This is a genomic window from Streptomyces fuscichromogenes (genome assembly GCF_014645815.1).
GTDB lineage: Bacteria > Actinomycetota > Actinomycetes > Streptomycetales > Streptomycetaceae > Streptomyces > Streptomyces fuscichromogenes.
Genome location: NZ_BMML01000009.1, coordinates 108,076 through 128,606, shown reverse-complemented (window position 1 = coordinate 128,606; position 20,531 = coordinate 108,076). Strand labels below are relative to the sequence as shown.

At 74.1% G+C, this 20,531-nt stretch carries 18 protein-coding genes and 1 pseudogene; 10 read left to right on the top strand and 9 right to left on the bottom strand.

Annotated features, from left to right (window positions below):
• The first annotated feature begins 90 nt into the window (after positions 1-90).
• Positions 91-3,042, top strand: coding sequence for an SARP-family global regulator AfsR (afsR, locus tag IEZ11_RS21030; protein ID WP_189264361.1), 2,952 nt, complete (start codon positions 91-93; stop codon positions 3,040-3,042).
• Positions 3,043-3,268: 226 nt separating this feature from the next.
• Positions 3,269-3,466, top strand: coding sequence for a hypothetical protein (locus IEZ11_RS21025; protein ID WP_189264360.1), 198 nt, complete (start codon positions 3,269-3,271; stop codon positions 3,464-3,466).
• A gap of 85 nt (positions 3,467-3,551) precedes the next feature.
• Here the strand turns inward: IEZ11_RS21025 and IEZ11_RS21020 are convergent, their stop codons facing one another.
• A complete protein-coding gene (locus IEZ11_RS21020) occupies positions 3,552-5,144 on the bottom strand; it encodes a FadD3 family acyl-CoA ligase (RefSeq protein WP_229713239.1) in 1,593 nt (530 codons plus the stop codon).
• Positions 5,145-5,240: 96 nt separating this feature from the next.
• Here IEZ11_RS21020 and IEZ11_RS21015 point away from each other — a divergent pair, with 96 nt between their 5' ends.
• Genes IEZ11_RS21015 through IEZ11_RS21005 form a run of 3 tightly spaced genes read left to right on the top strand, consistent with a single transcriptional unit; the run spans position 5,241 to position 7,589 of the window.
• Positions 5,241-6,404, top strand: coding sequence for a lipid-transfer protein (locus IEZ11_RS21015; protein WP_189264358.1), 1,164 nt, complete (start codon positions 5,241-5,243; stop codon positions 6,402-6,404).
• Position 6,405: 1 nt separating this feature from the next.
• A complete protein-coding gene (locus IEZ11_RS21010) occupies positions 6,406-6,819 on the top strand; it encodes a Zn-ribbon domain-containing OB-fold protein (protein ID WP_189264357.1) in 414 nt (137 codons plus the stop codon).
• Positions 6,816-7,589: an enoyl-CoA hydratase/isomerase family protein gene (locus tag IEZ11_RS21005; protein WP_189264356.1), complete on the top strand. Its 774-nt coding sequence runs from the start codon at positions 6,816-6,818 to the stop codon at positions 7,587-7,589. Before IEZ11_RS21010 ends, IEZ11_RS21005 begins: the two co-directional genes overlap by 4 nt.
• 208 nt (positions 7,590-7,797) lie before the next feature.
• Here the strand turns inward: IEZ11_RS21005 and IEZ11_RS21000 are convergent, their stop codons facing one another.
• Both IEZ11_RS21000 and kbpA read right to left on the bottom strand, forming a co-directional pair.
• Entirely contained in the window at positions 7,798-10,140 is a 2,343-nt protein-coding gene (locus IEZ11_RS21000) for a serine/threonine-protein kinase (protein WP_189264355.1), read from the bottom strand.
• A gap of 178 nt (positions 10,141-10,318) precedes the next feature.
• Entirely contained in the window at positions 10,319-11,041 is a 723-nt protein-coding gene (gene kbpA / locus IEZ11_RS20995; protein ID WP_189264354.1) for an AfsK-binding protein KbpA, read from the bottom strand.
• 180 nt (positions 11,042-11,221) lie between these two features.
• On the opposite strand from kbpA, the gene IEZ11_RS20990 reads away from it, so the two are divergent.
• Entirely contained in the window at positions 11,222-11,857 is a 636-nt protein-coding gene (locus IEZ11_RS20990) for a TetR/AcrR family transcriptional regulator (protein ID WP_189264585.1), read from the top strand.
• 64 nt (positions 11,858-11,921) lie between these two features.
• Here the strand turns inward: IEZ11_RS20990 and IEZ11_RS20985 are convergent, their stop codons facing one another.
• Positions 11,922-12,374 carry an Lrp/AsnC family transcriptional regulator gene (locus tag IEZ11_RS20985; protein ID WP_189264353.1) on the bottom strand — a complete coding sequence of 151 codons (453 nt, stop codon included), beginning with the start codon at positions 12,372-12,374 and terminating at the stop codon, positions 11,922-11,924.
• An 82-nt stretch (positions 12,375-12,456) separates the two neighbouring features.
• Between IEZ11_RS20985 and IEZ11_RS20980 the strand changes: the two genes are divergently transcribed.
• Positions 12,457-13,059, top strand: a complete 603-nt coding sequence (locus IEZ11_RS20980) for a LysE family translocator (RefSeq protein ID WP_189264352.1) — start codon at positions 12,457-12,459, stop codon at positions 13,057-13,059.
• A gap of 155 nt (positions 13,060-13,214) precedes the next feature.
• On the opposite strand, the gene IEZ11_RS20975 is transcribed toward IEZ11_RS20980, so the two are convergent.
• A complete protein-coding gene (locus tag IEZ11_RS20975) occupies positions 13,215-13,679 on the bottom strand; it encodes a nitroreductase family deazaflavin-dependent oxidoreductase (protein WP_189264351.1) in 465 nt (154 codons plus the stop codon).
• A complete protein-coding gene (locus IEZ11_RS20970; RefSeq protein WP_189264350.1) occupies positions 13,676-14,863 on the bottom strand; it encodes an acyl-CoA dehydrogenase family protein in 1,188 nt (395 codons plus the stop codon). Before IEZ11_RS20970 ends, IEZ11_RS20975 begins: the two co-directional genes overlap by 4 nt.
• Positions 14,864-14,961: 98 nt before the next feature.
• Here IEZ11_RS20970 and IEZ11_RS20965 point away from each other — a divergent pair, with 98 nt between their 5' ends.
• Both IEZ11_RS20965 and IEZ11_RS20960 read left to right on the top strand, forming a co-directional pair.
• Complete coding sequence (locus tag IEZ11_RS20965; RefSeq protein WP_189264349.1) at positions 14,962-16,131, top strand: thiolase C-terminal domain-containing protein; 1,170 nt, start codon at positions 14,962-14,964, stop codon at positions 16,129-16,131.
• A 149-nt stretch (positions 16,132-16,280) separates the two neighbouring features.
• Positions 16,281-17,288, top strand: a complete 1,008-nt coding sequence (locus IEZ11_RS20960; protein WP_189264348.1) for an expansin EXLX1 family cellulose-binding protein — start codon at positions 16,281-16,283, stop codon at positions 17,286-17,288.
• Between the two features lie 133 nt (positions 17,289-17,421).
• Here IEZ11_RS20960 and IEZ11_RS20955 read toward each other — a convergent pair whose 3' ends face one another.
• Positions 17,422-17,898: a hypothetical protein gene (locus tag IEZ11_RS20955; RefSeq protein ID WP_189264347.1), complete on the bottom strand. Its 477-nt coding sequence runs from the start codon at positions 17,896-17,898 to the stop codon at positions 17,422-17,424.
• 141 nt (positions 17,899-18,039) lie between these two features.
• Here IEZ11_RS20955 and IEZ11_RS20950 point away from each other — a divergent pair.
• Positions 18,040-18,701 (top strand): annotated as a pseudogene (locus IEZ11_RS20950) (pyridoxine/pyridoxamine 5'-phosphate oxidase).
• Between the two features lie 10 nt (positions 18,702-18,711).
• Here the strand turns inward: IEZ11_RS20950 and IEZ11_RS20945 are convergent.
• Positions 18,712-19,578, bottom strand: a complete 867-nt coding sequence (locus tag IEZ11_RS20945) for a GNAT family N-acetyltransferase (protein WP_189264346.1) — start codon at positions 19,576-19,578, stop codon at positions 18,712-18,714.
• A gap of 138 nt (positions 19,579-19,716) precedes the next feature.
• Entirely contained in the window at positions 19,717-20,322 is a 606-nt protein-coding gene (locus tag IEZ11_RS20940) for a GNAT family N-acetyltransferase (protein ID WP_189264345.1), read from the bottom strand.
• Between the last annotated feature and the right edge of the window lie 209 nt (positions 20,323-20,531).

Below are 20,531 nucleotides of genomic sequence, written 5' to 3'. Positions count from 1 at the left end.
CGGCCTGTGATCGGTGTCTCGCCCAGCTGACGCAACCCGTCCGAACAAGGCAGACTGACGGGGTGAATCGGGATGTCTAGGGGGACCGGCATGGACGGTGGACCACGGGTGCCGGAGCAGCGGCGCGCCCCCTCCTCGGCGGAGGCCGCGGCGCTGCGCTTCAGTGTGCTCGGTCCGGTGCGCGCCTGGCGCGAGGAACAGCCGCTCAACACCGGCTCCCCGCAGCAACGCGCGCTGCTCGCCGCGCTGTTGCTGCGCGAGGGCCGGACCGCGACCGCGGCCGAGCTGATCGACGCGCTGTGGGGTACCGAGCCGCCGTCGCAGGCGCTGGCGGCGGTGCGCACGTACGCGTCCCGGCTGCGCAAGATCCTGGACCCCGGGGTCCTGGTCAGTGAGTCCGGCGGGTACGCGGTGCGCGGGCTCGGCGAGGGCGCCCTGGACCTGGCGGCCGCACAGGACCTGGCGGCGGCGGCCGAGAAGGCGCGCGGCGCCGGGGACCTGTCGCAGGCCCGGGACACGCTGAACCGGGCCCTCGCGCTGTGGGACGGCGAACCGCTGGCCGGGGTGCCGGGCCCGTACGCCGACGCACAGCGCACCCGGCTCCAGGAGTGGCGCCTGCAACTCCTGGAGTCCCGCCTGGACATGGACCTGGAGCAGGGCTGCCACGCGGAGGCGGTGTCGGAGCTGACGGCCCTGACGGCGGCGCATCCGCTCCGGGAACGCCTGCGTGAACTCCTCATGCTCGCCCTGTACCGCAGCGGCCGCCAGGCGGAGGCCCTCGCGGTGTACGCGGACACCCGCCGGCTGCTCGCCGAGGAGCTCGGCGTCGACCCGCGCTCGGGCCTGCGGGACCTGCAACAGCGGATCCTCCAGGCCGACCCGGCCCTGGCGGAGCCCTCGGCCCCGGCGGCGGAACCCGCCGCCGTCCCGGTCCGCCCGGCCCAACTCCCTGCCACGGTGCCCGACTTCACCGGACGCTCCGCCTTCGTCAGCGAGCTGAGCGAGGTGCTGGCCTCGGCCGAGGGCCGGGTGATGGCCGTATCCGCGCTGGCGGGCATCGGCGGCGTGGGCAAGACGACGCTCGCGGTGCATGTGGCGCACGAGGCCCGGTCGGCCTTCCCGGACGGCCAGTTGTACGTGGACCTCCAGGGCGCGGGCCCCCGGGCGGCGGAACCGGAGACGGTCCTCGGCTCCTTCCTGCGCGCCCTGGGCACGCCGGACTCGTCCATCCCCGACTCCCTGGAGGAGCGCTCGGCGCTGTACCGCTCGGTCCTCGACGGCCGTCGGGTCCTCGTCCTCCTCGACAACGCGAAGGACGCGGCCCAGGTGCGCCCGCTGCTGCCGGGCACGGCGGGCTGCGCGGCGCTGGTCACCTCCCGGGTCCGGATGGTCGACCTGGCCGGGGCCCACCTGGTGGACCTGGACGTGATGTCCCCCGAGGAGGCCCTCGCCCTCTTCACGAAGATCGTCGGCGCGGAGCGGGTGGCCGCCGAGCGCGAGGCCGCCCTGGACGTGGTCGCGGCCTGCGGCTTCCTCCCGCTCGCCATCCGGATCGCCGCGTCCCGTCTCGCCGCCCGCCGCACCTGGACGGTCTCCGTGCTCGCGGCCAAGCTCGCGGACGAACGCCGCCGCCTGGACGAACTCCAGGCCGGCGACCTGGCGGTGAAGGCCACCTTCGAACTGGGCTACGGCGCCCTGGACCCGGCCCAGGCGCGCGCCTTCCGGCTGCTGGGACTGGCGGACGGGCCGGACATCTCGCTGGCGGCGGCCGCGGCGATGCTGGCCCTCCCGGCGGAGGACACGGAGGACCTGCTGGAGTCCCTCGTCGACACCTCGCTCCTGGAGTCCGCGGCTCCCGGCCGCTACCGCTACCACGACCTCGTCCGGCTCTACGCGCGTGCCTGCGCGGAACGGGACGAGTGGCCGCCCAGCGAACGGGAGGCGGCGCTCTCGCGGTTGCTGGACTTCTATCTGGCGACGGCCGCCGGGGGCTACGCCCTGGAGCGGCCCGGTGACCGGCTGGTCGACCACCTGGCCACCTCCGAGCGGCCGGGGCTGGTCTTCGCGGACCGGCACCGAGCCCAGGACTGGCTGTACGCGGAGGCGGTGTCGCTGCTGGCCTGCGTACGGCAGTCGGCGGGCTCGGGACTCCTCGCGCGGGCCGTCGACGTGCTGTGGGCCGCCGTGGACCTGGCCGAGTCCGGCACCAACTCCAAGGAGTACGCCGGTGTCGCCGCGACCCTGTGCGAGGCGGCGGGCCGGGCCGCGGACCCGCGTGCCGAGGCCCGGGCCCTGATCACCCTGGCCTACGCGCACAGCGTCACCGGCCGGTTCGACCTGGCCAACGAGGAAGCCGGCCGGGCCCGTGAGCTGACGACCGCGTCCGTCGACCCGCTGGCCAGCTGCTGGTCGTCCAACATCCTCGGGGTGATCGCGCTCTACCAGAGCCGCAACGACGACGGCGAGGCCCATCTCAACCAGGCCATCGAGAACTTCCGCGCCTGCGACGACCGTCCCGGCGAGGCGAGCGCCCTGTGCAACCTCTCCCGCATCCACCTGGCCACCGGGCGGACCGAGAGCGCGGTGGCGCTGGCCCGGCAGGGCACGGAGATGTACGACGCCATGGGGCACGCCCTCAAGGGCGCCAACGGCCGCTACGCCCTCGGCCTGGCCCTGACCAAGCACGAGGCGCTCGCCGAGGCGACCGCCCGGCTGCGGGAGGCGCTGGAGGTGTTCCGGGACAGCCGCCAGCGCCTGTGGGAGGGCATGTCCCTGTTCCGGCTGGCCGAGGTCGATCTCGCCGCCGGGCATCCGGGGCAGGCCGCCTCCAACGCCGAGACGGCGCTGACCGTGCTGCGCGGCATCGGCGGTGACTGGCGGCGGGCCAACGTGCTGGTCGTCCTCGGGCAGGCGCTGAACGGCATCGCGCAGTCCGGCCGGGCCCAGGTCTGCTGGCGCGAGGCGCTGGACCTGTTCGAGGCGCTGGACGCGCCGGAGGCCGACCAGGTCCGTGCCCTCCTGCAGCCGCTCGCGATGGCGTAGTGCGGGGACCGTCCGGACGGGCGGAAAGGGGCGTCCGGACGTTCATCGTTCGTTTATCGCCGTGCGTCACTCTCGTGGTGTCGTTCCGCCGCGTCGGGGGGCAGACGGGACGACCTGGGCCGTTCGACTACGGTGAGCGGTCACCACGCCGGTCCGGCGGCTTCGGGGGAGCCGCCGGACGGGCGGTCTATTTCAGGGCACCGAACTGTCAGGGGAGGCAGTGCACATGAGCAACAGCAACAGCACCGACAACGTCCACGTTACGGCCACCGAGGACGGGACGACCGTCAGCACGGACAACATCCACGCGACGAGCGAGCCGCTGGAGACCGGGAACCCGTTCGAGGCGGACGAGCCGACGGTGGCGGCCGCCACGAGCGACGTCCACACCGACAACATCCACGCCACGGGCGAGACCGCCTGACAGGACCACGGAGACGGGGATCGGCCGCGGCGGCGCGGAGGGGGAGCCGTCGCGGCCGAGGCGTGTCCGGGGGCGGGCCGGGCGGCTACGGCCTGGGCCCGTCGGCCCGCAGTTCCCCCTTCACCACCTTCCCGCTCGCGTTCCGCGGCAGTGCCGCCACGAACTCCACCACGCGGGGCACCTTGTAGTTCGCCATCTCGCGGCGGGACCAGGCGATGAGGTCGTCCCCGGTCAGGACCGAGCCCGCACGGCGCACCACGAACGCCTTGCCGACCTCGCCCAGCCGGGCGTCCGGTACCCCGATCACCGCCACGTCGGCCACGTCGGGGTGCAGGCCCAGCAGTTGCTCTATCTCCGCCGGGTAGGCGTTGAAGCCGCCGACGATGAACATGTCCTTGAGGCGGTCGGTGATGCGGAGGTTGCCGGCCGGGTCGAGGACGCCGATGTCACCCGTGCGCAGCCAGCCGTCCGCGGTCAGGGCCTCGGCGGTCGCGGCCGGGTCCTCGTAGTAGCCGCGCATCACGTTGAAGCCGCGGACCAGTACCTCCCCGGTCTCGTCCACTCTCACCTCGGTCCCGGGGATCGCCCGGCCCGACGTCGACGCGATCACCGTCGGGTCGTCGCCCCGGCGGCACATCGACACGATCCCGCTCGCCTCGGAGAGGCCGTAGGCGGTCAGGACGGTCTCGACGCCGAGTTCGCCGCGCAGGCGTTCCACCAGCAGCAGGGGGACGACCGCCGCGCCCGTCACCACCAGGCGCAGCGCGGAGAGGTCGTGGGTGTCGCGGGCGGGATGGTCGAGGAGGGACTGGTGCAGGGTCGGGGGGCCGGGCAGCACCGACACCCGTTCCGACGCGATGTTCGCGAGAGCCGTCGCCACGTTGAACACCGGCTGCGGGATCATCGTCGCCCCGCGCATCAGGCACGCGATCACCCCGGCCTTGTAGCCGAAGGTGTGGAAGAACGGGTTGACGATCAGGTAGCGGTCGCCGGTGCGCAGGCCCGCCAGGTCCGCCCAGATCTCGTACGCCCGCAGGGTCTGCGCATGGGTGATCATCGCGCCCTTCGGACGGCCCGTGGTACCGGACGTGAAGATGATGTCGGAGAGGCAGGTGCCGTCCAGTTCGTCCGAGCGGGCCGCGACCTCGCCGGCCGCCACCCCCTCACCGCCCGCCAGGAAGTCCTTCCAGGTGCGGAAGTCCACCGGCGCGTCCTCGGACAGCACCACCACGTCCCGCAGGGCCGGCAGTCCCGGCAGCGGGCCCGGGGTGTCCCCGTCCCCCTGCCGCTCCCCCGCCGCCCTGCGCAGCGACGCCACGTACGACGTCCCCAGGAACGTCCCCGTCACGAACAGCAGCCGGGCCCCGCTCCTGCGCAGCACGTCCGCCGCCTCGGTCCCCTTGAAGCGGGTGTTCAGCGGGACCAGCACCCCGCCCGCCGACACCGCGCCCAGCGCTGCGACGATCCACTCCAGGGAGTTCGGCGCCCAGATCCCCACCCGGTCGCCGGTCCTGACGCCGGAGGCGATGCACGCGGCCGCCGCCCGTTCCACCCGGGCGCCCAGTTCGGCGTACGTGATCCGGGTCCGGCCGTCCACCACCGCCTCCACGTCCGGGTACCGCTCCGCCGCCGACCGCACCAGTCCCGGAACGGTCCCCCACTCCCTGTCACCGCGCACAACCGGCCTCCCCGGACGCATAGCTGACTGACCGTCAGATTAGCTGTAGCCTGACGACCTGTCAGCAATCAGCGACAGCCGTGGAGGTACGGGCACATGGCCGGTCTCAGGGGCATCAAGGACGCCACCGCCATCGTCGGGATCGGGCAGACCCCCTTCGCCAAACGGCTGGACGAGGACGAGCGGACCCTCGCCTGCCGGGCCGTCCTCGCCGCCCTCGACGACGCCGGCATCGCGCCCGGCGAGGTCGACGCCCTGGCCTCCTTCACCATGGAGGAGACGGACGAGGTGGAGCTGGCGAAGGCGGTCGGCTTCGGCGACCTGACCTTCTTCAGCAAGGTGGGGTACGGGGGCGGCGGCTCCTGTGCCACGGTCGCGCACCTGGCCACGGCGATAGCGAGCGGGCAGGCCACGGTCGGGGTCGCCTGGCGGTCCCGCAAGCGCGGCAGCGGCCCCCGCCCCTGGACCAACACCACCGTCCAGCTCCCGACCCCCGCCCAGTGGACCCGCCCCTTCGGCCTGCTCCGGCCCGCGGACGAGATAGCCATGCTCACGCGTCGCTACATGCACGAGTACGGCGCCACCAGGGACCACCTGTTCAACGTCGCCCTCGCCTGCCGCAACCGGGCCAACCAGAATCCCGCCGCCGTGATGTACGACCGGCCCCTCACCCGCGAGATGTACATGACCTCCCGGTGGATCAGCGAGCCCCTCTGCCTCTTCGACAACTGCCTGGAGACGGACGGCGCGTTGGCGTGTGTCGTGGTCAGCAGCGAGCGGGCCCGGGACTGCCGGCGGCGGCCCGTCCACATCCACTCCGCCGCCCAGGGCCTCCCCGCCCAGCACCACGGCATGGTCAACTACTGGAACGACGACCCCCTCACCGGCCCCGCCTGGACCGCCGCCCGGCACCTGTGGAAGCACGCCGACCTCACCCCGGAGGACGTGGACGTCGCCCAGATCTACGACGCCTTCACCGCGCTGATCCCGCTCTCCCTGGAGGGCTACGGCTTCTGCGGACGGGGGGAGGGCGGGGCGTTCACGGAGGGGGGCGCCCTGGAGATCGGCGGGCGGCTGCCCGTGAACACCGCGGGCGGCGGGCTGAGCGAGGCCTACGTGCACGGCTTCAACCTCATCACCGAGGGCGTCAAGCAGCTGCGCGGCACCAGCACCGCCCAGGTCCCCGGCGCCGCCACCTGCCTGGTCACCGCCGGCGAGGGCGTGCCGACCTCCGCCCTCCTCCTCACGAACAGGAGCTGAGATGCTGCGACCGGCCATCGACACCGACGGTGCCCCCTTCTGGGAGTACGCGGCCCGCGGCGAACTCCGCGTCCAGACCTGCGCCGACTGCCACGAACCCCGCTTCCCGCCCCGGCCCTGCTGCCCGCACTGCCAGTCCTTCGCGAGCGAGTGGCGGCCGACCAGCGGGCGCGGCCGCATCTGGTCGTACGTCGTCCCGCACCCGCCGCTGCTGCCCGAGTACGCGGCGCAGGCGCCGTACAACGTCGTGGTGGTGGAGCTGGACGACGCGCCCCGGGTGCGGATGGCGGGGAACGTGGTGAGCGAGGCGGGGGCGCCCCTCGACTCGCTGCCCCCGGACCGGGTCCGGATCGGCGCCCGGGTGCAGGCGGTGTTCGCGGACGGTGTCCCGCAGTGGGTCCTGGAGCGGCCGTGACCCTGCGCCTGAGCACCGACAAGGAGACCGGGGTCGCGGTCGTCACCCTCGACCGGCCCGAGCGGCTGAACGCCGTCGACCTCGCCCTCGCCGCCGAACTCTCCGCCACCTGGCGGGCGTTGCGCTTCGACGACGCGGTACGGGCCGTCGTCCTCACCGGGGCCGGCGGGCGCGCCTTCAGCACCGGGCTGGACCGGGACGCCGTCGTGCCGCAGCCGTCCTCGCCGTACAGCCAGGACGATCCGCTGATCGCGATCGGCCCCAAGACGAACGACCTGTGGAAGCCGGTGATCGCCGCGGTGGCCGGGATGGCCTGCGGGGGTGCCTTCTATCTCCTCGGCGAGGCGGACTTCGTGATCGCCGACGAGACCGCCACGTTCTTCGACCCGCACACCTCCTACGGCATGGTCAGCGCCTACGAGTCCGTGCTGCTGGCGCAGCGGATGCCGTACGGGGAGGTGGCCCGGACGGTGCTCATGGGCAACGCGGAGCGGTTGGGGGCGCGCAGGGCGTACGAGGTGGGGCTGGTGTCGGAGGTGACCGGCGCCGGGCGGGCGCTGGAGGCGGCGGTGCGCTGCGCGACCGTGATCGCCGGGTATCCGACGGAGGGGGTGCAGGGGAGCGTACGGGCGCTGTGGGCGGCGAAGGAGGCGGCACGGGACCGCGGGTTCGCCCAGGCACCGCACCTGATCGCGCTGGGCAACCTGCCGGATGAGCGGCAGGCGCAGCTCTTCACCGACCGCCCGCGGACGACCCCGCACACCCGCTGACGCACCGCGTGGCGGCGCGGGAGTGCCGAAGGGGGTGCCGCGACCGGTCGACGGCGGCTGCGGGCTCGCCGTGGCTTGTCGCACAGTTCCCCGCGCCCCTAGAAGAAGGGCGCTGCAGTGCGCCCCTTCAGGGGCGCGGGGAACTGCGCGAACAACCCCCACGCACCCGCAGCCGCCCGTCGACCGGTCGCGGCACCCCCTTCGGCGCTCACGCCGTGCGCGCCGTCCCCGTCCCCTTTTCCGCGTCCAGGGCGTACACGCAGCGGTCCTTGCTGCACGCGTACACCACGCCGTCGCGCACCACCGGCGACCCGGTGATCTCGCCGCCCGTGGCCAGCTTCCAGCGCAGCCGGCCGTCGTCGGCCTTCAGCGTGTACAGGAGGTGGTCGGTGGAGCCGAAGTGGATGCGGCCCTCGGCCACCGCCGGGGCGCCCACCACGTCGCCGCCCGCCTGGAAGCGCCACTTGGGCGTACCGGTGACCGCGTCCAGGGTGTAGAGCCCCTTGCCGCTGCCGACGTGGACGTGGCCGGCGGCGACGAGCACCGGTTCGATCGAGGCGCGGGCCTCCGTCGCGATGCGCCAGCGGTCACGGCCGTCGGTGGCGTCGAGGGCGTAGACGGTGCCGAGGTAGTCCGCGAGGTAGATGCCGCCGCCGGTGACCGCGGGCCCCGGCACGAAGGCGGGCGGGGAGAGGAAGACCGCCGGGGCCTCGAAGTGCCAGCGGACCCGGCCCGTCGCGGTGTCGAGGGCGATCACGCGGGTGCCCGCGGAGGCGTACACGAAGCCGTCGTCGGCGTGCGTGAGACGGACCGGGACGCCGCCGCAGGAGGCCGCGTCGCCGATGGGGTAGGACCAGCGTTCGTCGCCGGTCCGGGCGTCCAGCGCGCGCAGCCGCGCGTCCTGCCAGACGTAGACCGTGCCGTCGTGGAGGCAGGGGCCGGACTCCGGCGCCTCGAAGTCGGTCTGGGCGCCGGACAGCTCCCAGAGTTTCTGCCCGGTGGCGGCCTCCCAGCCCTGGACGCCGCCGCCCCGGGTGCCGGTGACGAGGGTGCCGCGGTCGGCCTTGAGGGAGTACACCCAGGCGTCGGTGGACAACCGCCACAGGTCGCCGCCCTCGCGGGCCTCCAGGGCGAACAGGGTGGGGCCGTCGGAGGCGTGGACACGGCCGTCCGCGACCGCCATGGACCAGGCGACGTCACGGGTCTTGAAGCGGCGGCGGCCGGTGGCCACGTCGAGGGCGTGCACCTCGAAGGAGGTGACGTAGACGAGGTCGCCGTCGACCGACGGGGTGCCCCAGACGTCGTTGGACATCCGGAACCGCCAGGGCCGCCAGCCGGACGCGGTCTCCGGGGGCAGCGCGGGCACCGGCGGTACGGCGGGGTCGGCGCCGTTGACGCCGGGGTGCGGGCGGGACCAGCTGGCGACCAGGCCGGCCTCGGGCGGCGGTGCCTTCACGGCGGCGGCGCGGGCGTCGGCGACGCGCGGGCCGGGCCCGATCGGCACCTTGGCGCCGGCGAGGCGGACCGGGCCGGTGTCGGGGCCGCCGACGGGGACCGGGGCCGGGACCACGGGGTCGTAGGAGGGCGGCGGGGGCAGCACCGGGCGGCCGGCGCTGCGGCCGCCGGACGGGGTGGCGGAGGGTTTCACGGCCGGGCGGCCGCCGCGGCGGGACTCGATCAGGCCGACGGCCTTCTCGGGCAGCCACGCGGACGCCGTACCGCTGTCGTCGGAGCCGGAGCCGAAGAGGTGGGGGGCCAGCTGGGCCTGGAGGTCGGCCGGGTTGGGGCGGCCCGTGGCCTCCATCTGCATACAGGACTCGATGAGGGGGCGCAGCTCGTCCGGGAGGCCTTCGAGGTCGGGTCCCTCGCGCAGCAGCATGAAGACGGTCTCGACCGGGTTGGCGCCGTGGAAGGGCGGGTGGCCGGTGGCGGCGAAGACGAGCATGGAGCCGAGCGAGAAGACGTCGCTCGCGCCGGTCACGGACCGGGAGTCCTTCGCCTGCTCCGGCGACATGTAGGCGGGGGTGCCGACGGCGACGTTCGTCATCGTCAGGCGGGTGTTGGAGACACCGGAGGCGATGCCGAAGTCGATGACCCGGGGGCCGTCCTCGACGACGAGGACGTTGGAGGGCTTGAGGTCCCGGTGGACCAGTCCGGCGCCGTGGATCGACTGGAGCGCCTCGGCGACGCCCGCGGCGAGCCAGCGGACCGCCTGGGCCGGGAGCGGCCCGCAGTCGTTCACTATCTCTTCGAGGGAGGGCGCCGGTACGTACGCGGTCGCGAGCCACGGCACGGCGGCGCGCGGATCGGCGTCGACGACGGCGGCCGTGTAGAAGCCGGAGACCGCGCGGGCCGCCTCCACCTCACGGGTGAAGCGGACCCGGAACAGCTGGTCCTCGGCGAGCTCGGTCCGGACCGTCTTGATCGCCACGCGCCGGCCGGACGCCGAGCGCGCCAGATAGACCAGCCCCATGCCGCCGGCCCCCAGCCGTCCCAGCACCTCGAACGGCCCGATCCGCCGCGGATCGTGCTGCGTCAGCTGATCCACCACTTGCCTGCCACCTCCCCGTACCGGCCTCGTCCACCCACATATGTACGCGACCCCGTGCAGCGTCTCACCACCGCACCGCCGTGGCGGCACGCACCCCGATTCTTCCTGGCCCGGGCACAGGTTGCGAACTCGGTGATCAATCGGGGTGTCTCATGACAAAGTGAGACATTTATCGGCCTCAGCGTTCCAGCAGCGCGAAGGACGCCCCTTGATTGTCGGTCACGACGGCCACTTTTCCGTACGACGTCTCGAAGGGCGGCGCCTGGACCCGGCCGCCCAGCCGCTGCACGGCCCCCACCGCGGCCGTCACGTCCCCGGTCCGGAAGTGGACGACGAACTGGGAGGGCATCCCGGCCGCGAACACCTCGGTCACGGGGGCGCGGCCGAAGTCCGGGTCGGCGTCGGCGCCGAAGAGGGCGTCGGTGAAGAGGTGGCCGTAGAACGTGTTCGCCGTGTCGGTGTCGCTGGTGTAGAGCTGCGCCCAGGCGAAGCTGCCGGGGGCGTGCCGGACGCCGAAGCCCGGGTGGCCCGCGGCCTGCCAGAGACCGAAGACGGCACCCGTGGGATCGGCGGCCAGGGCCGCGACGCCGAGGTCGCGGACGGGCCCGGGGTCGTTGACGATCTGTCCGCCGGCGGCGACGACCCGGCGGGCGAGGCCGCGGGCGTCCGGGGTCGCGAAGTACACCGTCCAGACGGTGGGCATCCGGCCGTCCCGCTTCCGCGCCAGCCTGGCGACGGCCGCGCCGCCGAGCCGGGCCCACACGGCCGCCCCTCCGGCGTCCTCGAAGGTCCACCCGAAGAGCCCGCCGTAGAACCGCTTGCCCGCCTCGACGTCGGGGAGCTGCACGTCCACCCAGCACGGGACGCCCTCGGCGTATCCGGATGCCCTGTTTTCGGCCATGACGTCAAAGTAACCGCCCGGCCCGCACCGCGCAGACCAGCCGCACCCGCCCGGAGTGACCGGCGCTTTCCTGCCCGATTACGGTTCGCGCGGCCGCCTCGCACACCCGTGCACCCCATTTGCAGTCGGCCGAATCGCGCTCCGATCACCCCTCGGTAAGCTGACGGCATGACAGGACAAGTGCGTACCGTCGACGGCCGCGTGGCCGGCCGGCGTGGGCAGGCGACCCGGCAGAAGCTGCTCGACTGCCTCAGCGAGATGCTCAGCTCCTCCCCTTACCGGGACGTCAAGGTCATCGATGTCGCCCGGAAAGCGGGTACTTCGCCCGCGACCTTCTACCAGTACTTCCCGGACGTCGAGGGCGCCGTCCTGGAGATTGCCGAGCAAATGGCCACCGAGGGCGGTCAGTTGACCGAGCTGCTGGCCGGGCGCTCCTGGGTCGGCAAGGCCGGCTGGACGACCGCGCAGGAACTCGTCGACGGCTTCCTGGAGTTCTGGCGCAGGAACGACGCGATCCTGCGCGTGGTCGACCTGGGAGCGGCCGAGGGGGACAAGCGGTTCTACAAGATCCGTATGAAGATCCTCAACTCGGTGAACAACTCCCTGACCGATTCCATCGCGGAGTTGCAGTCCAAGGGCCGGGTCGACAAGGACGTGAACCCGGCGGCCGTGGCCGGTTCGCTGGTCGCGATGCTCGCGGCCGTCGCCGCGCACCAGAAGGGTTTCCAGACCTGGGGTGTGAAGCAGGCCGAACTCAAGCCGAACCTGGCGCTGTTGGTGCACCTGGGCGTGACCGGGAAGAAGCCCACGAAGTAACCCGCGCCCTGGGTCCTGTCTGGCAGGCGGTGGTTCACCCCGAGGTGGGCCGCCGCCTGTTCCGCTACGCCGGCAGCGGCCGGCCCCGGACCACGTGCTTCATCACCAGCGTCGAGGTGAGGCGCTGCACGCCCGGCAGGGTCGCGAGCCGCTCGTCGTAGAGCCGCTGGAAGGCGGCGAGGTCGGCGGTGGCCACCCGCAGCAGGTAGTCGGGTTCGCCGAACAGCCGCTGCGCGTCCAGCACATGGGGGATGTCCGCGAGCGCCCGCTCGAAGTCGGCGACCGTGTCCCGGTCCTCCTGCCGCATGGACACGAAGACCAGCGCCTCGAAGGTCAGCCCCACGGCGGCCGGGTCCACCACCGCCCGGTACCCGCTGATCGCCCCCGCCCGCTCCAGCTCGCGCAGCCGGCGGTGGCAGGGCGAGACGCTCAGCCGCACCCGCCCGGCCAGCTCGGTCACGGTCAGCCGCCCGTCCTGCTGGAGCTCGGCAAGGATTTTCCGGTCCACGTCGTCCATGAGGAAGATTCTCCCCCGAAACCGCCGCATCCGAGCAAATTTCGGCAACACTTTCGGGCCAATCACACTTAATGTCCCCTCCATGGACACCGGACACCTGCTCTCCTTCCTCGCCGTCGACCTGCTGCTGGTCTGCGTGCCCGGCGCCGACTGGGCGTACGTGATCGCCGCCGGGGTGCGCGGCCGCTCGGTGGGACGCGCGGTGGCCGGGCTGATGGCGGGATACGCGCTGCATACCGCGCTGGCGGTGGCGGGCCTCGCGGTGCTGGTGGCGAGTTCTCCGGGGCTGCTCACGGCCCTGACCGCGGCCGGCGCCGGATACCTGCTGTGGCTGGGCTGGAGCGTGCTGCGCCACCCGGCGGTGCCGCAGGAGGCGGCGGCCGGGCCGGACGGCTTGCTGCGGGGCGCGGCGATCAGCGGCCTCAACCCCAAGGCGCTGCTGCTCTACCTCTCCGTGCTCCCCCAGTTCCTGGTCGCGAAGGGCGGCCATGCGCCCATACCCCTCCAGACGGCCGTACTGGGCGCCCTCCACATGGCCTGCTGCACCGCCGTCTACCTGACCGTCGGCGTCCTCGCCCGCCGCCTGCTCGCCGCCCGCCCGGCGGCGGCCCGCGCGGTCACCCGCACCTCGGGGGCGGCGATGCTGGGCATCGGAGCCCTGCTGCTCGCCCAGCACGCGCTGTGACCACGCGGGTCCGGTGAGCAGCGCCCCAAAGGGACGCGGGGCCGTGTTGAACATGCGGCTGCCGCCGCGTGGGCGCGGCCGGCCACAACGGCGCCGCAGTCGACAGACGGCGTACCGCGGCACTTGCAGATGCCGCGGCCCTTCCAGCGGAGCGCTCAGGTCCTGGTGAGCCGGAAGATCCGGATCTCCCGGTCGATCCGCTCCTGGTAGGCGGCGTACGGCGGCCAGAACTCCAGCAGCCGCCGCCAGGCGTCCGCCCGCTCGGCCCCCTCCAGCAGCCGGGCGGTGACCGGGACGTCCCGGCCCTTCCAGCTGATCTCGGCGGCGGGACGGCGCAGGAGGTTGTACGTCCAGGCGGGATGGCCGGTGCGGCCGAAGTTGGAGCCGACGAGGAGCCAGCCGTCCCCCTCGGGCATGCAGGCCAGCGGCGTACGGCGGGGCTGCCCGCTGCGCGCGCCGGTGGAGGTGAGGATCACCCCGGGCAGCATCTGGGCGCTGAGCAGCACCCGGCCGCGGCTGAGCCGGTGCACGGCCCGGTCCAGGGCCGGGATCACGTGCGGGGCCACCTTGGCGAACCCCCGGGTGGCGGACACCCTCTGCACCAGCCGTTCGCCGATCACACCGCCACCTCTTCCCCCGCGAACAGCCCGGCCGCCTCGGCCGCGTGCGCGCGCAGCCGGTGCGCCGGCCCGAACAGCAGCTCGTCCCCGGCGGCCCGTTTGAAGGCCAGGTGCGCCTCGTGCTCCCAGGTGAACCCGATCCCGCCGTGCAGCTGGATGCACTCCCCGGCGGCGGTCCGCAGCGCCTCCAGCGCCTGCGCCAGCGCCAGGCCGCCCACCGGTTCCCCGTGGGCGGTCGCCCAGGCCGCGTAGTAGGCCGCCGAGCGCGCCGCCCGCACCGCCACGTACACGTCGGCCAGCCGGTGCTTGACCGCCTGGAACGAGCCGATCGCGCGCCCGAACTGCTCCCGCTGCTTCACGTACTCCACGGTCCGCTCCAGCGCCCGGTCGGCGGCTCCCACGGCCTCGCCCGCGAGCACGGCGGCCGTGAAGTCGCCGAGGCCGGCGAGCGCGGCCCGCACGTCGGTGCCCTCGTCGGACCCGAGCAACTCGGCCTGCACATGGCGCAGCTGCACACGGCCCTGGCCACGGGTGGCGTCGAGACCGGTCAGCCGGGTCCGTACGACCCCGGCGGCGTCCCCGGCCACCAGGAAGAGCAGGACGCGCGAGCGGGCGTACCCGCCAGTGTGCGCGGGCACCAGCAGCAGCCCGGCGCTGTGCCCGTCGACCACCTGGTCGGCCTCCCCGTACAGCCGCCACCGGTCCGCGGTGTGCCGCGCCTGGACGCCGCCGGCCCGGCCGCCGCCCGCCCAGTCGGCGCCGGGCGGTCCGGTGAGCCCGAGGGCGGTGCCGAGCCGGGCGCCGGGGACGGCGAGGGCGGCGGTGAGGCCGCCGTCGGCGATCCTCGGGAGCAACTCGGCGCGCTGGGCGTCGGTGCCGAGGGCGAGCAGCAGCGGGGCGGCGAGCACGGCGGTGGCCAGGAACGGGGTGGGGGCCAGGGCCCGCCCCAGCTCCTCGGCGGCCAGCGCGACCTCGGTGCGGGTGCAGCCGGCACCGCCGTACTCCTCGGGCAGGGCGAGGCCGGGCAGGCCGAGCTGTTCGCCGAGGGCGGTCCACAGGCCGGGGTCGTACCCCTGCGGCCTGTCGACGGCGGCCCGCACGTCCTCCGTACCGCAGCGCTTGTGGAGCAGTTCACGCAGGGCGCGCCGGATCTCGTCCTGCTCGTCGGTGAAGCGGGCGTCCATGACGGACCTCCTGACGATCTGACGGCCCGTCATGCTAGGGCCGCCGGATGCAGATGCACAGGGGCGGAGGTGAGCGGATCTGATGTACCGTCAGATTCATGACTGGACCCCGCAAGGTCGCCGTGGTCGGCGTGGCCCTGTCCGACTGCGGCCGGGTGGACGAGGCCACCCCCTACGCCCTGCACGCCCAGGCGGCCCGCCGCGCGCTGGCCGACGCGGGCCTTCGCCGGGAGGTGGTGGACGGCTTCGCGTCGGCCGGCCTCGGCACGCTCGCCCCCGTGGAGGTGGCCGAGTACCTGGGCCTGCGCCCCACCTGGGCCGACTCCACCGCCGTCGGCGGCTCGACCTGGGAGGTCATGGCGGCCCACGCCGCGGACGCGATAGCCGCGGGCCATGCCAACGCGGTCCTGCTGGTGTACGGCTCGACGGCGCGCGCCGACATCCGGGCCGGGCGGCGGACCGGGGACCTCTCCTTCGGCTCCCGCGGCCCCCTGCAGTTCGAGGTCCCCTACGGCCACACGCTCATCGCCAAGTACGCGATGGCCGCCCGCCGCCACATGATCGAACACGGCACCACCATCGAGCAGTTGGCGGAGGTCGCGGTCCAGGCCCGGGCGAACGCCGCGCTGAACCCGGAGGCGATGTTCCGCACCCCGATCACGGTCGACGAGGTCCTGTCCGGCCCGGTGATCGCCGACCCCTTCACCAAACTGCACTGCTGCATCCGCTCGGACGGCGGCGCGGCGGTGCTGCTGGCGGCCGAGGAGTACGTACGGGACTGCCGTACCGCCCCGGTGTGGGTCCTCGGCACGGGTGAGTGCCTCTCGCACGCCACCATGTCGGAGTGGGAGGACTTCACGGTGTCCCCGGCGGCGGTCAGCGGCCCACTGGCCTTCCGACGGGCCGGGATCACGGCCGCCGACGTCGACTTCGCCGAGATCTACGACGCGTTCACCTACATGACCCTGGTCACCCTGGAGGATCTGGGCTTCTGCGCGAAGGGCGAGGGCGGGGCGTTCGTGGAGAAGGGACGGCTGCGGGTCGCGGGCGGGGAGCTCCCGGTGAACACGGACGGCGGCGGACTGTCGGCCCAGCACCCGGGCATGCGGGGCCTGTTCCTCCTCGTGGAGGCGGTACGGCAGCTGCGCGGGGAGGCCGGGGAGCGGCAGGTGCGGCGGGCCGACGGGGGGCTGCCGGAACTGGGGGTGGCGTCGGGGACGGGCGGCTGGTTCTGCTCGTCGGGGACGGTGGTGCTGGGACGGGGGTGACCGGGGATCCACGAGCGGCGGCGAAGTCCACGAGCGGCGGCGGAGATCCGACGGGACGGCGGCAACCTTCCGGCCTCCGGCGGCAACTGCCGTACGGAAGCTTCGATGTTCGAAGGACGTGCACCGCCGAATCGCGTAAGGATCCCTCCGTGGCCTCCTCCTCACATCGCCGCCGCCTGCGGCCGAAGCCGGACCGGGACTTCGAATGGCGCCCGGTCCGCGGCCCGTTGCTCGCGGTGGCCGCCGTCGCGGCCGTCGCCCTGGCCGTGACCCTGGTCGTGGCCTTCCGCCCCGGCGCCGCAGCCGGCGCCACCGGATCGGACCGGGCGGTGTCCGGGTCCGTGTCGGACGCCGTGACGAGCGCGGCGGCGACGCCGAAGGACCCGTCGGCGCCGAAGCCGTCCACCACGGCCGAGCCGACCCCCACGGCGAGCGCACGCACCACCCCGTCGACGGCCGCGTCCGCGTCGGCGTCCCCGTCCGCCACCCCGGCCCGGCGCTCGGTGTCCGGCGCCTCCGTCGCCACCACCACGGCCCCCGCGGCCGGCCGGATCCGCCCCGGCACCTCCTACCAGGGGGTCGCCACCTCCTACGACGTCGGCAACGGCGACGGCGCCTGCTCCTACGGTCCGACCTCCGACGTGATGACCGCGGCGATGAACACCGCGGACTACGAGACCGCGAAGGCCTGCGGGGCGTTCGTCTCGGTCCGCGCGGCGAGCGGTACGGCCATCACCGTGCGGATCACCAACGAGTGCCCGGCGCCCTGCACGGTCGGTCAACTGGACCTGAGCCGCGAGGCGTTCGCGAAGCTGGCGCCCCTGTCCGCGGGCCGGATCGCGATCACCTGGAGCCTGCTGAGCCCGGCCACCTCCGACACGGTCTCGATCCGCTACAAGACCGGTTCCACCCAGTACTGGTGCGGCATCCAGGCGATCGGCCACCGCAACCCGCTGGCCCGCCTGGAGGTGCGCACGAGCAGCGGCTGGCTGACGCTGGCCCGCACCGAGTACAACTACTTCCTCTCCGAGCAGGGCACCGGCTGCGGCGGCGAGATCCGCCTCACCGACATCTACGGCGAACAGCTCACCGTGCCGGCCCTCGCGGTACGCCCGGACGTGGTCCAGCGGACCGGGGTCCAGTTCGCCCGGCACTGAGGAGGCCGCCGCACAACGCCCCGCAAGGGGCGCTGCGGGTGCCCCGGGCCGAAGGCCGGCGGAGGAACCGCGCGGCCGGCCGCAACGGCACCGCACCCGGCCGGCGACCCGCCCCGGCCCCTCGCGGCGCCCCTCAGCGAAGCGTCCGGCGGACCGGCACGATCCGGTGGCCGCGGTGGGACTCGGGGGCGTCGAGGAGGGTGACGCCGATGTGCCGACGGCCGCGCACCCAGGCCGCGGGCGTCACGACGGCCCCGGCGACGGCGACGGCCACGCCGACCACGAGGAGGACCGGCAGGGACCGCCCCCCGGGCAGCGCCCTGCCGCCCTCGCGGACGACGTAGCCGAGGGCGGCGACGGACACGACGAGCGAGACCGCCGACACGGCCGCCCAGACCTGACGCACCCGCCGGGTACGCGCGTGGTCGCTGACCTCGGCGAACACGGACACCGCGCAGACCGGACACTCCAGCTCGACCCGGTCCCGGCCCTCGGCCGGCCGGACCAGCCGGAAGTCACGGGCGGCCCAGGCGGCGGTCCGCGTCCTGGGCCGCCCGACATCGCCGCTTACATGGCGTACCGCCACTTTCACGGTCTTCGGTCGCCTCATGCCGGACAGTGTGGGGCCGGGGCACAGGTGTTCGCAGGGGTTTGCTCGGTTGTGCCCCGGGTTCGACGGCCGGGACCCCGGACCGGCCGCACGAGGTGGCTGATGACACGGCTGCGGGAGGTACCGAGTGATACTCGGCACATGGCAGCAACGGATCTTCACGACCTCCTGAAGTCGCTCCGCGTCTGGCACCCCGAGGCCACGGAGCTACGGCCGTTCGACCCGGCGGCGGCTCCGGCGGACCCGCTCCCCCTCTTCACCGCCTGGTTCGCGGAGGCGGTGGCGGCCGGGCAGCCGGAGCCGCACACCGTGTCGCTGGCGACGTCGGACGAGGCGGGCCGGGCGGACGTACGGATCGTGATGCTGCACGGCGCGGACGCGCACGGCTGGTCCTTCGCGTCGCACCTGACCAGCCGCAAGGGGCACCAGCTGAGCGCCCGCCCGTACGCGGCCCTGGCCTTCTACTGGGCCGCCAGGTCCGGCTGCGCGGCCCGGTCACCGCGGCCCCCGCCGAGGAGAGCCAGGCGGACCTGCACGCCCGCTCGACGGGCGCCCTGGCGGCGGCGCTCACCGGCCGGCAGAGCGGGCTCCTGTCCTCGCTGGAGGAGCTGCGCACGGAGTCGGACGCGGCCTGGGAACGGGCCCGCGCCGACCCGGCCGCCCCCTCGCCGACCTGGACCCTGTACCGCCTGCACCCGGAGGAGGCGGAGTTCTTCCAGGGCGACCCGGACCGCCGGCACGTCCGGCTCCGCTACGTCACGGAGGCGGACGGCGGGTGGCGGAAGGAGCTGCTGTGGCCGTGAGCGGCCGCCCTCACCGCGCCTTCTCCAAGAAGTCGTACACCGCCCAGTCGACCACCTCGCGATAGCCGATCCGCTGGTAGAGCGCGTTGCTGGTCCGGTTGGCAAGGTCCGCGAAGAGCAGCACCTCGGCAGCTCCCGCGGCCAGCGCCGCCCGGCCGACCTCCGTCGTCACCGCGCCGGCGTAGCCGCGGCCGCGCAGCCGCGGCGGGGTGTAGACGGGTGCCACCCGCACCTGGCCGCCGACCGCCGGGGTCACGCCGGCCATGGAGACGGGGGTGCCGTCGGGCGTCTCCCAGAGGGTGACGCCGCCGTAGGAGAGCCGGAAGTCGGCCCACGCCCCGCCGTCCCGGCCGTCACGCGTGCCCGCATCGGCCACGAACCCCTCGTACCAGCGGATCAGCAGGTCCCGGTCGGACGCGTCCGCCACCCGCGCCCGGCCTTCCGGCGCCGGGGCGGGAGGCGTCGGGTCGACCAGCCGGTAGAGGCGCATCGACTCCCGCAGCTCTCCCGGCACCCCCGTCCGCCGTTCCCACTCCCCTGCGAACGCCTCCGCCATGGCACGCTCGGCGGAGAACGCGGGCACCGGGTGGCCGAGCGCGAGGAGACGGTCGACCAGCGCCTCGGTCTCGTCGGCCGTGAGGCGGGTGGCGTTCAGGGCGTACGGCGGCGTGTGGAGCAGCGCCGCGGCCACCTCGCCGTCGCTCCGGGCCAGGAATCCGAAGAACGGGGGCTGGTCGCCATAGGCCCGCGGCCCCCGCCGCCGGAGCTGCTCCGTCACGGTGAGCTGGACGGTGTGCAGGTCAGGGCGGGCGTGGAGGAAGTCGTGGGCGCGGTCCAGGAATTCATCGAGGTCGGAGGTGAAGTGCCAGTCGGGCAAGGGGTTTTCGGGAGGTTCGAGGGATTCGGGAGTCACATTCGATGGTCCCCGCGGACCGCCCTGCTCCGCACCTGAATTAGGGCCTGCCTGACAGTTCCCGTCGTCGCCCGGAGGCAGGCGGGAGCTGTCAGACAGGCCCTAGCCCCGCGCCGGGGCCGGGTCCGTGCTCAGCCGGGCGTGCAGGTGGACGTCCCGGAAGGCGTCCTTGCGGCCCGCCTCGAACATCGCGCCCCGCAGCGTCCCCTCGTAGCCGTAACCGCACGTCAGGGCTGTCCGGCAGGACGCGTCATGACCGAGGGCGTGCCCCAGCTCCAGGCGATGCAGGCCCAGTTCGGTGAAGGCCCAGTCCGTCGCCAGGGCCAGGGCGTGGGTGGCGACCCGGCGGCCCCGCGCCTCGGGAAACACCCAGTATCCGACCCGGGCGGTCCGAAACGTGCGGTCGATCATGTTGACGCCGACGTGCCCGAGGGTCGTACCGCTCTCCGCGTCCGTGACCCGGAACGGCTCACAGGTGCCGTCCGCCGCCCGCTTCTGCTGCCCGGCCAGGGAGGCGCGGGCCCCCGCGAGGTCGGTCACCAGGACGAGCGGGGTGTTCCAGCGGCGGAAGTCCGGGTCGGAACGGGCCCTCAGCCACGCCTCGACGTGGGCCTCCGCGTCCGGGTCCCAGCGGTCCAGCCGCAGGCCGTGACCGTGCGGGGCGGCATCCGGGCGGCGGGCGGCGGGCTGTTCGTCGGTGAAGGCCATGGTGGCCATTGAAACCCGGGCGCCGCGCGCGGGCCCAACGCGTTTCCGCGCACCGGCGGCAGGCCGTGGTCCGGCGCGCTTCCGGACACCGGCGGGCCGTGGTCCGGTGGGCCTCCGGGCGCCCGCGAGCGCTGGTCTCGCGGGCGCGCTCCGTGCGGCCCGGACGGAGTCGGTGCTCGTGCGGCCCGGACGGAGGCGGTGCTCGTGCG

What these genes read in the sequence shown, in the direction of transcription:
- afsR (WP_189264361.1), top strand. Translation starts at nt 91, where the DNA reads ATGGACGGTGGACCACGGGTGCCGGAGCAGCGGCGCGCCCCCTCCTCG.
- IEZ11_RS21025 (WP_189264360.1), top strand. Translation starts at nt 3,269, where the DNA reads ATGAGCAACAGCAACAGCACCGACAACGTCCACGTTACGGCCACCGAG.
- IEZ11_RS21015 (WP_189264358.1), top strand. Translation starts at nt 5,241, where the DNA reads ATGGCCGGTCTCAGGGGCATCAAGGACGCCACCGCCATCGTCGGGATC.
- IEZ11_RS21010 (WP_189264357.1), top strand. Translation starts at nt 6,406, where the DNA reads ATGCTGCGACCGGCCATCGACACCGACGGTGCCCCCTTCTGGGAGTAC.
- kbpA (WP_189264354.1), bottom strand. Translation starts at nt 11,041, where the DNA reads ATGGCCGAAAACAGGGCATCCGGATACGCCGAGGGCGTCCCGTGCTGG.
- IEZ11_RS20985 (WP_189264353.1), bottom strand. Translation starts at nt 12,374, where the DNA reads ATGGACGACGTGGACCGGAAAATCCTTGCCGAGCTCCAGCAGGACGGG.
- IEZ11_RS20980 (WP_189264352.1), top strand. Translation starts at nt 12,457, where the DNA reads ATGGACACCGGACACCTGCTCTCCTTCCTCGCCGTCGACCTGCTGCTG.
- IEZ11_RS20970 (WP_189264350.1), bottom strand. Translation starts at nt 14,863, where the DNA reads ATGGACGCCCGCTTCACCGACGAGCAGGACGAGATCCGGCGCGCCCTG.
- IEZ11_RS20965 (WP_189264349.1), top strand. Translation starts at nt 14,962, where the DNA reads ATGACTGGACCCCGCAAGGTCGCCGTGGTCGGCGTGGCCCTGTCCGAC.
- IEZ11_RS20955 (WP_189264347.1), bottom strand. Translation starts at nt 17,898, where the DNA reads ATGAGGCGACCGAAGACCGTGAAAGTGGCGGTACGCCATGTAAGCGGC.
- IEZ11_RS20940 (WP_189264345.1), bottom strand. Translation starts at nt 20,322, where the DNA reads ATGGCCTTCACCGACGAACAGCCCGCCGCCCGCCGCCCGGATGCCGCC.